Annotated in this window: 8 protein-coding genes; 4 read left to right on the forward strand and 4 right to left on the reverse strand. The window is 44.3% G+C overall.

Annotated features, from left to right (window positions below; all coding sequences use genetic code 11):
* Positions 1-159 precede the first annotated feature (159 nt).
* Entirely contained in the window at positions 160-765 is a 606-nt protein-coding gene (locus AC1DSE_RS00690) for a helix-turn-helix domain-containing protein (protein WP_441878874.1), read from the forward strand.
* Between the two features lie 62 nt (positions 766-827).
* Here AC1DSE_RS00690 and AC1DSE_RS00695 read toward each other — a convergent pair whose 3' ends face one another.
* Positions 828-2477 carry a sigma-70 family RNA polymerase sigma factor gene (locus AC1DSE_RS00695; protein WP_477510811.1) on the reverse strand — a complete coding sequence of 550 codons (1650 nt, stop codon included), beginning with the start codon at positions 2475-2477 and terminating at the stop codon, positions 828-830.
* A gap of 192 nt (positions 2478-2669) precedes the next feature.
* On the opposite strand from AC1DSE_RS00695, the gene AC1DSE_RS00700 reads away from it, so the two are divergent.
* Positions 2670-4238, forward strand: a complete 1569-nt coding sequence (locus AC1DSE_RS00700; protein WP_477510812.1) for a class I adenylate-forming enzyme family protein — start codon at positions 2670-2672, stop codon at positions 4236-4238.
* Between the two features lie 28 nt (positions 4239-4266).
* Here AC1DSE_RS00700 and AC1DSE_RS00705 read toward each other — a convergent pair whose 3' ends face one another.
* The 3 genes from AC1DSE_RS00705 to AC1DSE_RS00715 form a co-directional block, all read right to left on the reverse strand.
* Complete coding sequence (locus AC1DSE_RS00705) at positions 4267-4803, reverse strand: hypothetical protein (protein WP_477510813.1); 537 nt, start codon at positions 4801-4803, stop codon at positions 4267-4269.
* Positions 4803-5219: a MerR family transcriptional regulator gene (locus AC1DSE_RS00710; protein WP_477510814.1), complete on the reverse strand. Its 417-nt coding sequence runs from the start codon at positions 5217-5219 to the stop codon at positions 4803-4805. Before AC1DSE_RS00710 ends, AC1DSE_RS00705 begins: the two co-directional genes overlap by 1 nt.
* 239 nt (positions 5220-5458) lie before the next feature.
* Positions 5459-13024 carry a pullulanase gene (locus AC1DSE_RS00715; protein WP_477510815.1) on the reverse strand — a complete coding sequence of 2522 codons (7566 nt, stop codon included), beginning with the start codon at positions 13022-13024 and terminating at the stop codon, positions 5459-5461.
* Positions 13025-13485: 461 nt separating this feature from the next.
* Between AC1DSE_RS00715 and AC1DSE_RS00720 the strand changes: the two genes are divergently transcribed.
* Both AC1DSE_RS00720 and AC1DSE_RS00725 read left to right on the forward strand, forming a co-directional pair.
* Positions 13486-14181: a response regulator gene (locus AC1DSE_RS00720; protein ID WP_477510816.1), complete on the forward strand. Its 696-nt coding sequence runs from the start codon at positions 13486-13488 to the stop codon at positions 14179-14181.
* Positions 14174-15178 (forward strand): ATP-binding protein, encoded by a 1005-nt coding sequence (locus tag AC1DSE_RS00725; protein WP_441878619.1) that lies wholly within the window; start codon positions 14174-14176, stop codon positions 15176-15178. The genes AC1DSE_RS00720 and AC1DSE_RS00725 overlap by 8 nt, the downstream gene beginning before the upstream one ends.
* The last annotated feature ends 14 nt before the right edge of the window (positions 15179-15192 follow it).

A 15192-nucleotide genomic window follows, 5' to 3' on the forward strand; every position in this document is an offset into this window, starting at 1 on the left:
TCCATATCGGCTCGCATTAGACATCGCCATGATATTATTTGGCCCTGGCGTAAATGTATTCACAATAACATAAATCAAAAAAGGAGCTAAAGCCATTATTTAAATCCGCCTCTCGTGTGCTATACTTGAACAAGATGTACTCTTTAACGCATGTACGTTATGATTATACAATACGAACGCTATATAGCACAATCGAGGAGGCTAATTATTTTGGAAGACATCAATTATGTACTTGCCAATAACCTAAAACACCTGCGGGAGCTACAAAAGCTTAGTCTTGATAAGGTAGCAGAAATGACAGGGGTCAGCAAAACGATGTTAGGACAAATCGAACGCGGCGAATCCAACCCTACTATTGGAACCGTTTGGAAAATAGCTAATGGTTTAAAAGTTTCATTCACTTCCCTCATTAACGAGCCGCAATCCGATACAGTCATCGTTCGCAAAAATGAAATACAAACACTAACGGAAGATAACGGTAGATTTCTGCTTTATCCGTTTTTCCCCTTTGAAGAAGGCAGACGATTTGAAATGTATTCCGTTGATATGGAAATAGGCGCTTATTTGAGTTCTGAATCACATAGAGAAGGTACACAGGAGTTTTTAACCGTGTTTGAGGGTGAGCTTACCGTTCGTGTAAATAATGAAGAATATACAGTGAAAACGGGCGATTCCATACGTTTTACAGCCGATACTCCCCATGTCTATCACAATTCAGGTGATTGTATTGTGAGAATCAGTATGGTCATTTATTATCCGTCTTAACAAGAGGCTGTTCCATAAGTAGAATACTCTACTTTTGGAACAGCCTCTTTTGTTTTAATCAACTACTGATTGCTGGAAGGAAATTGCCAAACCATTGTAGTAAGTCGTTTTTTCTCGGTATCGGCAGGAACTGCCAAAAAATGTTTGCGCTCCAAATACTCCATTACCGCAAAAACAAGCGTCATCCCATCATTCATTGCTTTGTACACAATCTCTTTATCCGATATAAATGATGGCGCATCCTTTCTGCATACGGATATCATATCCTCATAGATTTGATCTACTTTCTTTTTGAAGTTGTTCTCATGAAATGCTTGATCCAATATACGTTTCAGCGCTTTATGCTGGGAGGCATTAAAGTATGGAACCAAACATTCAAGCTTGCCGCTCTCCATGGATACAAAACCCTTTTCGACGAGTCTGCTAATTATGATCCGATCATATTCCGAGTGTGAAGCTCCGCTCTCTATAAGCTCTACGACCCTTGATAAGTCATCCAGATCGGGCGCGTTAAAGTCTCTCCACGTCATACCCGACCACCACGATTCCATCTGAAGCCCGCCATGGTAATGGCTGTTGCGCGTTTTAATGCCGTTCGTTGCATATTTGCGAACAATCTCATGGTTAGGCAAACTGCTCCGATACTCCTCATCGCTATAATGAATAGAAGCAGTCACAATATATTTCCCACCATCTTTTTTTTCATCCGGCTGATATTGCACATAATAGGCTTCTTCTTTCACTTGATAATACTGCGTCCAAATAGCATAAGGGATGAAAGCCCATAGAAGGAACGTTTCGTTCAAATGCGTCCCATGAAAATCTAAAGTGCGTATTTCTTCCAGTTTTCCCGCTACACATGCGTAAATTTCTTCCGCCAGCTCTTCGGCTTTCGATTTAAAATAACTCGTTTCCGCAGACAAGCTTCTCATCGTCTCAATAATAAAGTTCGTCTGGTACTTCCCTTTGCCTACTTGCCGCACTAAATCCGATTTCTCCAGCTTCTGAAGCTCATCTTCGACATAGGCACTGGCAGCCCCAATTTTGCGCGCGATCTCTTCAATGGTCAAAGGTTTTTCATAAATTGCAACACAGATATTCGATGTTAGCATGGCATTGAAATAACAATTGGGCTCATTATTTGGACCTGGAGTTCCACAGTGGCCAACCATCATCCTCACCGGTTTATAACTTAATCGATCAGCAGCTTGCTCCATTTTTATTGCCTCCTTCAGCTTTTTACGCACTTCAAAGAGATGCCACTTCACCGTCCCTGCCGCAATCTGCAAATGCTTCGCGATTTGCTCGATACTCTGCCTCTCATAATAATATTGAATCGTAATGTCACGATGGAGACGAGACAAATAAGCGATTTCAATGCGCATATTTTCCAGCAGCTCTTCCATATCCGCCGTAAAAAGCTCACTGTTTCCGTTCTCTAGGGATGATATATAATCGATATTTGCATGGTTCCAATGCCGTTTTTCCTTCGCCAAATAATTGCTCCATGTGAAGCAGCAGATCGTGTGAACCCATGCGTCCATGTTGTCCACCTGCTTGCCTGTCTGAAGCGAGCGATAGAGCGCTAACCATATTTCTTGGGACAAATCCTTTGCATTTTGTTCATGTCCCGTTTTCGAGAGAGCAAAGCCGAATATCTTTCTCGAATAGCTTTGCAGAAGCGATTCATCGATCAGGATATTTGCTGTCATGCGGCACCTCCTTTGGCAGTCGTATGGTATATAAGTAGCTGCACCAATCAATCGGTTGGTCATTTTATAAAAAAAACATTATTTTTCCATAAGGAAAATCAATTTGCTGCCCCAGCTTCTTCCTGTTACGGTTGAATAGTACAGTAAATTCATAGGTTTTATTGCTCTTATTTTAATTAGGGAGGTTATGATATGCTGCTTTCCAAAATATTGCCGAAGACTGCTCAGATGCACCCAACAAAAAAAGCAATGAAGGATAAGAATGAAACCCTTACTTATGAACAGTTATTTAATAAGGTTAACCGTGTCGCTCAAGGATTTCATAATCTCGCAATCAAGCCAGGTGAACGAATCGCAATGATTAGTTCTCCATCACCGCAGCTTGCTATCGCCGAACTTGCTGCGGTTGCCATTGGTGCCATTCCTGTAACGATTTTTCCCGGGTTAGCCGCAAATGAAATCAAAAATATTGTTCAAGATGCTGCTCCCACTGCGCTAGTCTACAGCTCCGAACAATCTCAGCTATTAGAAGCCTTATCTTCACTGCCAATTGCGCATTTCATTTCATGCACCTTAGATCAGTCCCCCCTATCATTGCAGTCCTTTATGGTTCATTGTCCCGCTCTCATGGAATGGCATGAAGCTGAACCAGATGATGTGGCGCTTATTATTTATACAGGCGGTACGACGGGACGATCCAAAGGTGTCATGCATTCTCACCGCCATATTCGCAATTGGTCCTTTATGAACCTAGAGAGGGGCGGCGGGCATAACGCTTCTAAAAAATCGATCGTGATGAATCAAGCCCATTTAACCGGCCAGTTTGTTTTGTGGACGACCTTATTTGAAGGCGGCTGCCTCATCTATCTGAATGAATATCCCGTTCGAGCTGAAGAAATTGTTGATATCATAGAACGGGGTCAAATTAAGTTTTTGGGTACTGTGGGGCTATTATTTCGAGATATTGTCCTTATGGAAAATATCAAATCCCGCAGCCTGCAATCCATCGAAGGCATCTCTTGCGGCGGCGCGCCCATCAGCGAAAATGTATTTCATCAAGCGTTAACTATTTTTCCGAATGCACAAATTACTGAAGTATATTCTCAAACAGAAAGCGGACAATTTATTAGTTTTTTAAACATAAACCAATGTTTCCATGAAGGAAAGCTAAATCGATTAATATCCGTTGGCAGTCCAGCCAACATGCCGTATTGGGGGCAAAAAGCATTTCAAATTCGTATTATTGACGAGCTCGGCCAAGATGTTAAACAAGGAGAAACTGGCGAAATTTTATGCAAAGGAGAGCAAATCATGCTTGGCTACTGGAATAATCCAGTGGAAACAAACCATGCCCTGAAGGATGGGTGGCTCTATACGGGTGACTTAGGCAGGTTTGATGAGGATGGTTATTTGTATCTCATGGATCGAAAAAAAGATATCATTATTGTTGACGGTGCAAATGTTTACTGCTCAGAAGTAGAGGAGGCACTTAGCAAGCATCCTTCTATTCGTGAGGTTGCTGTAATTGGAACGCCCTTATTAGTGGATGGCGAAGAAGTAACTGCGGTGGTGTCCCTTAAGGGCGATGCAGAGCTGACTTTAACTGATCTAAAAATATTTTGCCATGAGCAGATTGCTCCATTTAAAATTCCAACGCGATTGGAAATCGTTGCCTCTCTCCCAAGAACGTCCGTCGGGAAGCTGAACAAGGCGGAGCTGAAGAAACCGTATTGGCTCGGCAGAACACGTATGATTAATTAATGTTTATCTCATTAATTATTTTGGATGCCTAACGTGGTGCAAGCCCTTCAATTCGGTATTTTTTCTCCCAATCGGCATATTCACTCGATTCAATCCTAATGATTTTTGTTTGGGAATGATCAATAAATTCATATTCAGATGGCTCATTAGATTTCTTCAGAGACAGATGTTCTTTCATAAACGCTGCGGCTTCTTCATCAACGACCAAGCCGTCCATTTCATCCTCAGATACGATCCTTAATGGCACTTCATGTTCAATTCGAATAGGTTTTTCTTTTTCATTATAAGTGATCGCAACAATGATAGTCTTCACTCCGCACGATACTGGGCTTGTCGTAAATAGCTCAACGATCATGTTATTTATTATCATCGGATTAGATACGACGATCTCCTGAATATCCGTCTCCTCATATCCGCTCAAATTGTGTAGCCGATGAATGCCGCTTGGCAGCGTAAGCTGAACACGAACATCATCCGCATCACGGATTGGAGAAAGCTGAAGCCAAAGATGTTTCATGCCTTCTTCATTTTCCATAATTGATTTGGTGAACCTAGTTTGAATCATCACTTCACTTCTCCCTTCAGCATTTGAGAGATCGTCTCTACCATTTTCACTCGGAGTTCCGCCGAAATTCGTGGGCTCATCGAAAGAATGACATCATCATTAATGACATGGGTATCGTTGGTTAGCATTTTTTTGGAGCGATAAAGCTGAAGATTCTCGCCTATTTTGGAAATCTCATCTATAGAGAGCTCCTTCAGCTTTTCTTGGATAGCAGCCAGCGTATCTCCGCTATGGATTAACGTCAGAATCGCACGAAAGTAACTAATGTGGCTGCTCGTATAAACTCTTTTGTTCCCAACAAGCTCTAACGGGGGAACGATCCCGATCTGGGTATAATACCTGACGGTTCTCAAATTCATCTCAGGATCTTCCTGCTGGAGAATTTCCGAAACTTGTTTCGCTGTGAATGTGTCCATCTTTTCACCTCATTTCAAATTATCGACGATCAATTTAGTTACAGTTGACTGTATTAGTTACAGTATACTGTAATACAAGTCACGATGTAAAGATATTGATTGCTTAACTCGGCAATACAACAACGCCAACAAAAGCCGGGTCTCCAGAAGGAGAAGCCCGGCTTTTGTCTGTTTCAGCAACTACATCATGTTAGACATAATGATTTGCCAACTTTCTAACCCTTACATTAAAGAAATGCTTATTTCCCTAAAAGCTTATAGATGACCTGTGCACTTTCTGCACGTGTCATTTTCCCTTTCGGCGCAAATGTTTCGTTTGCTCTGCCTTGAACGAGCCCYAGCTTAGCAGCAGCCGCAACCGATGCTTCCGCCCATTTGCTAATTTGGCTGCTGTCAGTGAATGTTGTTTCCTCTGCCGCCGAAGCTGCAGCCGCTCCCTTTCTAACCTCATACGCTCGCATGATCATGACAGCCATTTCCTCGCGGCTTATCGTTTCATTTGGTGCAAACGCCGAGTTGCTGCGGCCTTTTATAATGCCTAGCTTGCTAGCTGTCGCCACATAAGCGGAATACCATTTGCCCACTTCTACATCGCTATAGCTTGCCGTGCCTTCAGCTTTCACTCCAAGAGCACGGATAAGCATAGCTGCAAATTCTGCTCTCGTTACGTTAGCTTGCGGTGCAAACTGCTTCTCATTAATGCCCGAAACAATGTGCTTCGCAGCCAGTGATTTAATCGCTGCGTTAGCCCAGTGACTAGCTGGCACATCCGTAAATGATTTATCGTACTCAAGAACTGCATATTTACTGAAATGGAATACCTCAGCCGTAATCATCTCAACCTTAAGCGTGCCACCGATGTATTCCAGCTTGCCAGCATCACTCACATAATAGATACCAACGATGTCTTGGTTTGCGTTCGGGTTAAGCTGGAAGCTGAGTAGGATTGGCTTCTCAAACTTCGTAACCGGAATCACTTTTCCAGCCTTCGTTACGATGCTTAAGTTGAAATCATAAACCAGAGAGCCCGCTTTCAGCTTAGCTTGAACATCCTGAGTTCGGTCAACCAAAGCGTCCGCATCTGCAGTATTCAACGGTTTTGCCTCGAATACGATACGAGCCCCGTCCGCTTCACTCACAGACACAAGTCCTTTAATAGAAGCCAATAGTTCATTTGACAGCGTCATTGTAATGCCAGCTGCCTTCAGCTCCAAGTTATTGCCTGCCAGTACTGCTGCTGCATCAAGCGGCAATTGTACCGAATGTTTTCCATCGACAAATTGTACCGACACTTTACCATCCTTGCCGCTGCGCAAGATGTCATTATCAATCACTTGGACATCAGCTGGCTGTGGTGTAATCGGCGTCGTAGGTGTTGGAACATTATCCGCTACCTCACTCAAAATAACCGTTCCGCCTTCGTTTCTGCCCGGCACTTCAACCGTCACCTGTCCATTATCCTTCACCGTGTAAACCGTTCCGCTGTACTCATCCTTTGCCTTAGCTCCAACTGCGAAAGGAACTTCCAGCGTAACCGACTTGCTCTCCACGGCTGTGTTAATGATCGTTACAATATTTACGCCGTTAAATTGTTTATTAAATGCTAAATAGGCTAGTGTATCCGATCCAGCAAGCTTGGTACGCAAGCCTTTCGAATAAACCTTCGAGAACTTCGCCCGAATATTGAGCAGCTTCTCGTAATGATCATGCAGTGCTTGTTCTGCCGTCAATTGATCCCATGGCATATCTGAACGGTTTTCGCTTAACAAGCCTGCTTTCAAGTCACGAGCATTAGGACCTGAGCGGCCAAGCTCCTCGCCGTAATAAATGACGGGCTGGCCTTTCGCCGTGATTTGAAGGGCTGCTGCGATTTTCAGCTTGCCTTTGTCTCCTTTCACAAACTCAGACAGGAAACCATCCTCATCGTGGCTGCTTAGGAACTGCCCCATCATTGCTGTGTTATCCAGCTTCGTTTCCCGGTCTGCTAGATAAGCATCGACAGCATCAATCTTCCCATCTGTAAAATCTTTGGCTCTGTCATTAAAGCTAAAATCGAGCAAGCTGTCCATTTGGCCGCTGCGCAGCATGCCGCCGTCACCGTCGATTGAAGCGCCAAAATTTTCACCGATCAGCTTGAAGCTTGGATCGATAGTCGTCAACGCATTTTTGAACGCTTTCCACGTTGTGCTCTCTACATGCTTCACTGTATCCACGCGGAAGAAATCAATCGTGTCGCCGCGATCCGTTCTAGCACGCTCCAGCCAGCCTGCTTGCCATTCAATCATTTTCTCACGAACGGCAGGGTCCTCTGTCTTGAAGTCCGGCAAACCATCCAGTTCTCCTTCAATTGGATTGGTGCTGGCTTGAACGCTATTTGTTCTGAGCATCCCTTCAAAGCGAGCTTTGTCCTCCGGCGTAATGCCTGGACGGTTATCCTCAGCTTTTAAGCCGTAGCCGGTATGGTTAAGCACCACGTCGACCATAATTTTGATGCCCTTGTCGTGAGCTTTGTTAATTAGTTCCTTAAACGTATCCATATCACCCAGATGCTCATCAAGCTTCGTGAAATCTTTAGCCCAGTAGCCATGATAGCCGTACTGCTTGGTGTTAAAATCTACGCCTTTGTTGAAATCGATATTATCGACAATCGGAGTGATCCACAGCGTATTAATGCCCAGCTCCTGCAAATAATCCAGCTTGTCGATCATGCCTTGGAAATCACCGCCGTGGTAGGCTTCAAGGTGATCTTTATCTACATCCGCATTATTGGCCCAATCCCCATCCGCAAACCGATCAGTTAGCGCGAAATAGATACGCGCCTCATCCCAATCAAAGTCGAGATTGCCAGCAAAGGTTCTAGCTTTTACCGTTATTGTGGCTGTATGCGTGTGCTTGTTGCCGTACTCATCGATGAGTGTAACGGGTATTTCTTTTACTCCCGCTGTAACTGTGTCTTTCACGGCAATCGTTTGTGCAAACAGCTTGGTGTCGAAAGGCACTTTAGCTAATCCACCTACTGCCGTTAAATCCATATACCCTTCAGTAAATACGACTTCTTCTGATGCTGATGCCTGTAATTTGAGCACCGCGCTTTCATTATACGAAATCGCAGCTGGATGAACCGATGTCGTCATCGTTACGACAGGCTTCCGATACGTAATGACTGATTTGCCATTGGTCGTATTTTTGGGATCGGTTATTTCAACGGTTGCTTCGTCTTTCTTCTTCACAAGGAAGGTATATTCGTTTGTGCCGCCTTCTACATTTGCAAGTGAATAAGTAAACCACTCCTTCGCAGCATCATAAACCATTTCATGCTCTGCACCATTCACCTTTACCTTAACCCCGGTCAAATCACTTGAGCGTCCTTTTTCAAATAGAGCATCATCCCGGTACAGGAAGGTAATGCCACCATCTTTTAGAACTGGTCCGGTGATAGTTGGCAAAATACCCAGCTGATTTACCATACTCGTTATATTTACTTTCGTAAAAGCAGCCCCTGGCGAGATCGGAATCACGCGATCGTCTGGTATATCCTGCTTCGCCGTGTTCCAGTCTGTTCCTTTACGAAGCACGAAGCCCACATTGGTCGCATCCTGCGAAATTTCAAGCATGACTGTTGCAATGCCATTTTCGATTTTATCAAAGTTGATTTGATCATTTTTCACACCGGTGTTCCATATCCACATATTCCAGTCCTGATAGTTTTTATCCGGACGAATGTAGTTGATTTGGACATACCGTTTGATTGATTCCGTTTTTACAGCAACTACAGCGCTCACGGATATTCCGTTATACGTAGCTGTGATCGTTGCATTTCCTAAGCTGTTTGCCTTAACAAGGCCTCCTGTTGTTACAGAAGCAATATCGGGCTTATTCGAAGAATATACAACACCGCTCGTTACTTTTCTTTTGCTGCCGTCGCTGTATTTCGCATAAACTACCGTTTGATGGGTCGTTCCAACCTGCAAAGGATAGTTAGCGTTATCCAGCTCAAGCGCGTTCAGCACAGGCGCTGCCGCTTCCATCTTAATAATGACTGCGGTCAACGGCTCAAGCATAATCGAGCTCGCTGTCAGCTCAAAGCCGGATGGCACAGAAACCGCCGAAATCCCCGCTTCATCATTATCTACTAGCACTGTGCCTGTAGTTAAATCCTCTGATAACGTTAGCGTTCTTGCTGTACGATCAGCATTCATAAATACATAATAATTGCCGGTGCCGTCTGTTGCTTTATTTTTGTAGCCAATCACAAGATCGTTATCTTTCATTTCCTTCGCAGGAATGAGCGTGACATTGGAATCAACGAGGTCCTTTTCGCCTAAACGGAAGGCATCCGTATGTTTCCGAAGTTCAATTAGTCCTGCTGTGTACTCCTTCGTTACATGATTGACTGGATATTGCTCAGCATTCGTCGCCTTCTGCCAGTCAAATTTATTGATTGCATCGGAGGAATCATAGGAATCATGAATGAAATAACCAAATGAGGTTCCGGCTGCATCTTTCAGCTCGTGGTATTTCTGCTCCGGCACTCCTGCCCCAAGCCACTGCTTCGTTCTGCCATATTCTTGACCAGCATGAAGGAAAGCCGTACCTTGAGAGGTTAGAATGAGCAAATTGCCCAGACGTATCCGTTTATGAATTTCCAGATCATTAGCCGCTATAGCCGGGTCTTTCTTAATCGACTGGGCAATAACATCATACAGCGGCAAGTTGTCATGGGCTTCAATATACTGCACCATGTCTCCCGGGTCATCAGCAGGCGTGTTGCTTGGCTGCCCCTTGATATTATTCAGGATCGTCGCCACGCTTCTTGCTCCACCTGTTATAAATCTTGGCTCGCCCTCCGAGCCGAAACCGGATTTCAATTCATTACGAATCTCATCGGAGAAAACGCCTACGCTGTCTGTTTTATCCATCCATTTTTGGTCTGCGCCTTTGCCCTTCAAAGCAGGATCAGAAGCATCGCCCCCGAACGTTACCCAGCCTTCACCGATAAACAAGGCATTCGGATTAATACTCGCTGCTGCATCGTAAGCATTCTGCACGGAATCATAGGTAGCGTCGCCCATCATATCCCAGCGCATGCCGTCGATTTTATATTCATCAAACCAGTACTTAACCGAATCAACCATTAGCTTCTCCGCCATTTTGTGAGAGGTAGCAAGGTTGTTGCCGAATCCGCCGATGTTGTTACCATTTGCATCTTGGAATGCGTAGTAATTAGGTACGATATCGTTTAAGAAGCTTGCTTTGGCCATATGGGTGTAGACGACATCAAGGACAACCCCCATACCTTCATCATGAATCGCATCAATGAGTCCTTTTAATTCCTTTACTCTCAGCTCGGGATCTGCCGCATCCTCCGAATAAGCGCCATCCGGTGAGAAGTAGCTATGCGGATCATAACCCCAGTTGTATTCGTTGTTTTGTGCAGAGTATTCCAGTTCTCTTGTTCCCATCTGAGCTTCGTCGCCATAATACCAAGCCATAACTGGAAGCAGCTGAATATGAGTAACGCCTAATGATTTAATATAAGACAGCTTATCCTTGAACGCGTTATAAGAGCCCCATCTCGCATTAAGATCATCAGCTACGGATGGATCGGACGTAAAGTCTCTAATATGCGCCTCCCAAATAATCGCGTCCTCTCGTTTCTCATAGCCGTCAATTTTGGCAAAATCATAGTCTGCGGCAGGATCAGTCGCACCTAGATCAACGATTGCCGCTTTGCCAACTGCATCGCCATCTGGACCGGTTTCACCTTTCGTATTCACTCTAAACTCCGCCATCGATTTCGCGTACGGGTCGAGTACTTGTTTCGTAACCCCATCATTCGTCACTTCATATTGATAAAAATACCCCTTCAGATCGGTTATGTCTTGACCTGTGAGATCAGTTGGCGCGATAGCTGCCGTCCAAACGCCTTTGTCGCCTTTCGTCAAACTAGCACTGCCAACTAGCTTAGTGGAATCGGCTTTATCATAGACATTGGCTACGACTGAGCTTGCTTTTGGCGCCCACAGCTTCAGAACGACGCTGCCAGAATGATAGCTAGCCCCAAGATCATTTCCTTCGTAGTTGTAAAGCTCATCAAGCATTCTCCAGCCTGCAGCTGCGGATACGGTTCTCCCTTGATAAGTTACGTTCAGAGGCGTTTGATCCAGCTGAATGTTGGCCGAGACCATAGCTGTTTTTTTATCAGCATTCAACACCACTTGATTAATCGATACAGCTGTACCGTTCTTATCCGTAATAGTGATCGCATTTTTCAATTCCTCTGCTGCGAGACCGTCGGTCATCGTGAATCCGAGAAGGAGTTTGCTCTCGGATAAGATCTCTGCGGACTCAAGGGCTGTAGGCAGTTCCCAGTAAGGGGACACGTATACATTATTATCTCCCTTCTTGATCCAGAGCTGATTGTAACGATTTACAAGACTGAAGGAGCGATTGCCTCCATCCTTATCCGCATCGCCCAAGGTGCGATTAACGACAATAAAACTAATTTTTTGCGCGTTCTCTTGAAGTGGAATATCGACATAGCTGCCATAACGGTCAACCTGTTCCTCTGTAAAAGCGGATGCGCCCGTTGGCCAGCCTGTCGAAGGAGTTGCCACCTGATCCCACAGCCATAAACCGTAAGCACTCTGTTTTTTATCGTCTCTTACATAGTGAATACGAACGGTATTAGCTGGGAGCTCTACCGGCTCGAAATAAGATACTTTATCGGAGTTCTCCTTAATCCAAATTTCATTTACTGCAGGGGAGCTTATCGCTACCGCTTTATCGCCGCCATCCTTAGCTCCATCTAATCGATTAACGATAAGGAAGCCCACTTTTTTGGCATTCACAGCTATCGGAATATCAACATAAGCACCATAGCTGTCTATCTTATCTGCTGGAAAAGCTGTTGCGCCACCCGGCCAGCCTGTTGAAGGAGCGGCAACCTGCTCCCATGTCCATATTCCTTGATTCTCATAAAGAGCATCTGCCCGATTGTAATGAATGCGCAGGTGGTTAGCCGGAATCGGATCGAGGTTCGGGTCAACCGGATCTGGACTCGGACTCGGTTCAACTGGCGCTTTGAAATCTGCTGATACTACTTCTGTATTCGCATTATATTTAAACGTTACTGGAAGATCGGCAGGAAGACTAAGCAATTGATCATCCTTTGGATACGTCTGGTCATCCCAAGTCGATCCAAGCACGATTTTGAATTTGTAATCCCCTTTGGGTACATCTTTCGTTATCGTGTAGACGCCATCCAGATCGGTATCAGTCAAAACAGATAGCGCCGATTCTGGTGCCCAGTTACTTGGTTCCCCTAGCGGAACCTGCAAAGTCCCAACAATCCGAGGCAGCTTGTCGCTGGCTACCTGGGTGTAATAGGTAGAATCCGCAATTTTATGTGTATCGTGGTTATAATAAAAAGTCACTTCTTTCTCTTCGGAGAGTGTCAGCTTAATATTGCCGCCGCTATCCACACCGCTTGGATTCGTGTAATTACCAAAGCCATAGCTTTCCAACCAGCCTCCATTTAGAGCAACTTTATATTCATATGTGCCTGCTGGCAGCGTAGCCTTAAACGTATAATAACCGCTGCCGCTATCGCTCATCTTGGTTACCTCGGCTTTCGGGTCCCAATTCTCGCTGTTACCGAGCCCCTTCTGCAAGTCGCCGACAAGAACAACCTGAGTTGGTGCCGCGGCGTTCGTATGTAGCGGTATTGCGCCCACTATCGACCAGATCATAGCTGCAATAAGCATGATAGACATCATTTTCTTTCGTTTTAAAGCAAAGCCCATTTGGATGAACCTCCTCAAATTATGATCATTGCACCTTTCAATCATCAACTCGCACCTTCTGACTACACCAAAGTTCGTTAAAACAACACCCCCTGACTTCTGTCTAAACAGCTATAGATTTTATGCAAGCGTTTGCACAAATAACATAATTAATGCAAACTTTTTAACCGCTTCTTCTACAACAGCTGTTCCAGTCATAAAAGCGCAATGAAAGCGTTTGCTGATTCCCATATTAATACTCAAAATAAAGCGCTGTCAATTGTTTTTCTCACCTTTTACCTATTTCGACACGGAAATTCACCTTTTTCTCCTGAAATGACAACGTTTGCACAAAATGTTGCACAACCTTCTTTTCTCATCCCCTCTCTCTATTCAGCACTTTGTTCCGTGCCATTTATGGCATACATAGGGATTTTCCTATACAATTCATAGTAATAAACTTTTAAAAAAGCGGTGACTCTATGTTTAAACTATTGTTAATTGAAGATGACACAACGTTATTTAACGAGATAAAAGACCGATTATCCCAGTGGTCATATGAGGTACATGGCATATCGGACTTTGAGAAAGTGATTCAGCAATTTACCGCGATTAAGCCGGACCTCGTGATCATCGATATTCAGCTTCCAAAATTCGATGGATTTCATTGGTGCAGAATGATACGTTCCCACTCCAACGTCCCGATCATCTTCCTATCCTCGCGAGACCACCCGACGGACATCGTCATGTCTATGCAGCTTGGAGCGGATGATTATATACAAAAGCCCTTTCACTTCGATGTGCTCATCGTCAAAATACAAGCTATTCTTCGGCGGGTATACAATTACAATACCGAACATATCGAGCTTAAAACCTGGTGCGACGCAACGGTTGATTATGAGAAAAATCTGGTCTCCAATCATAAAGGCTCCATTGAGCTTACCAAAAATGAGATCTTTATTTTAAAAATGCTCATTGACCGTAAAAATAAGATTGTTAGCCGAGAAGAATTGATTAATAGCTTATGGGATGATAAAAGGTTTGTCAGTGACAACACGCTTACTGTGAATGTGAACCGGCTGCGCAAAAGGCTCGATGAAATTGAACTGGGCCGTTTTGTTGAAACGAAAATTGGACAAGGCTATATGGCTGTTGAAGAGGCGCATGATTATGATTAGAAAATATATAGTGGAACGGCGCAGCTGGATTCTGTTGTTTATTATTTTGCAGCTGCTGATTCTTGTTTGTGCTTATGTAGATTCAACGATTCCCCTGCAATCGATGATCTATCTCTTTTATTTATCTTCGATTATTTTTATCATCCATTTCGTCATCCGGTATCATAAAGAAACAAGGTTCATCAGAAGCTTAGAGGAGCGAGACATCAGCCTGGATACTACGAGCATGGCTGAGCCGGAGAGCCCGTTTGAGAAAGTGATCGAAAAAAGCATGACGAATCAAGCGGAACTGCTGAAGCACGCTGCAATGAACAATCGGATGATTTTGGAGCATGAGAAGGATGAGCTGTTATCTTGGATACACGAGGTAAAAACGCCGCTAACCGCGATGCGTCTCATGATAGACCGTATACAGGATGAAGGAATGAAAACGCATTTGACGTATGAATGGCTGCGAATTCACCTCCTGCTCGACCAGCAGCTCCATCAGAGACGCATACCGTTTATTGAAAATGATATCTATATCGAAAACACCGATTTGGAAACGATCATCTTCGATGAAATCAAGACGCTGCAATCATGGTGTATCCAGAAGGGGATAGGCTTTGATATTCAATTGGATGAACCGAAAGCGCTGAGCGATGCGAAATGGCTTTCCTTTATCATCAGACAGATTTTAACCAACGCTGTAAAATATAGCCCGCCATCTGATATCGTGATCAAGAGCTATCAGCGGAATCAGCAGACTATCCTCGAAATTATTGATAATGGACGCGGCATCGACCCGAAGGATCTGCCTCGCATTTTCGATAAAGGCTTTACATCGACGACGATGCACCAAGACAGCGCCGCAACAGGCATGGGATTGTATTTAGCTCAAAAAGCAGCTCAATCGCTGTTGATCCGTGTCCATGTCAAATCTGAGCTTGGAGCAGGAACAGCGTTCACCTTAACTTTCCCGCAACGAAATGAATTCGTTCGTATCACAAGCATGTGACAACATTGTCACAT

Source organism: Paenibacillus sp. 01L418, assembly GCF_056400045.1.

What these genes read in the sequence shown, in the direction of transcription:
- AC1DSE_RS00690 (WP_441878874.1), top strand. Translation starts at nt 160, where the DNA reads ATGATTATACAATACGAACGCTATATAGCACAATCGAGGAGGCTAATT.
- AC1DSE_RS00695 (WP_477510811.1), bottom strand. Translation starts at nt 2,477, where the DNA reads ATGACAGCAAATATCCTGATCGATGAATCGCTTCTGCAAAGCTATTCG.
- AC1DSE_RS00700 (WP_477510812.1), top strand. Translation starts at nt 2,670, where the DNA reads ATGCTGCTTTCCAAAATATTGCCGAAGACTGCTCAGATGCACCCAACA.
- AC1DSE_RS00705 (WP_477510813.1), bottom strand. Translation starts at nt 4,803, where the DNA reads ATGATTCAAACTAGGTTCACCAAATCAATTATGGAAAATGAAGAAGGC.
- AC1DSE_RS00710 (WP_477510814.1), bottom strand. Translation starts at nt 5,219, where the DNA reads ATGGACACATTCACAGCGAAACAAGTTTCGGAAATTCTCCAGCAGGAA.
- AC1DSE_RS00720 (WP_477510816.1), top strand. Translation starts at nt 13,486, where the DNA reads ATGTTTAAACTATTGTTAATTGAAGATGACACAACGTTATTTAACGAG.
- AC1DSE_RS00725 (WP_441878619.1), top strand. Translation starts at nt 14,174, where the DNA reads ATGATTAGAAAATATATAGTGGAACGGCGCAGCTGGATTCTGTTGTTT.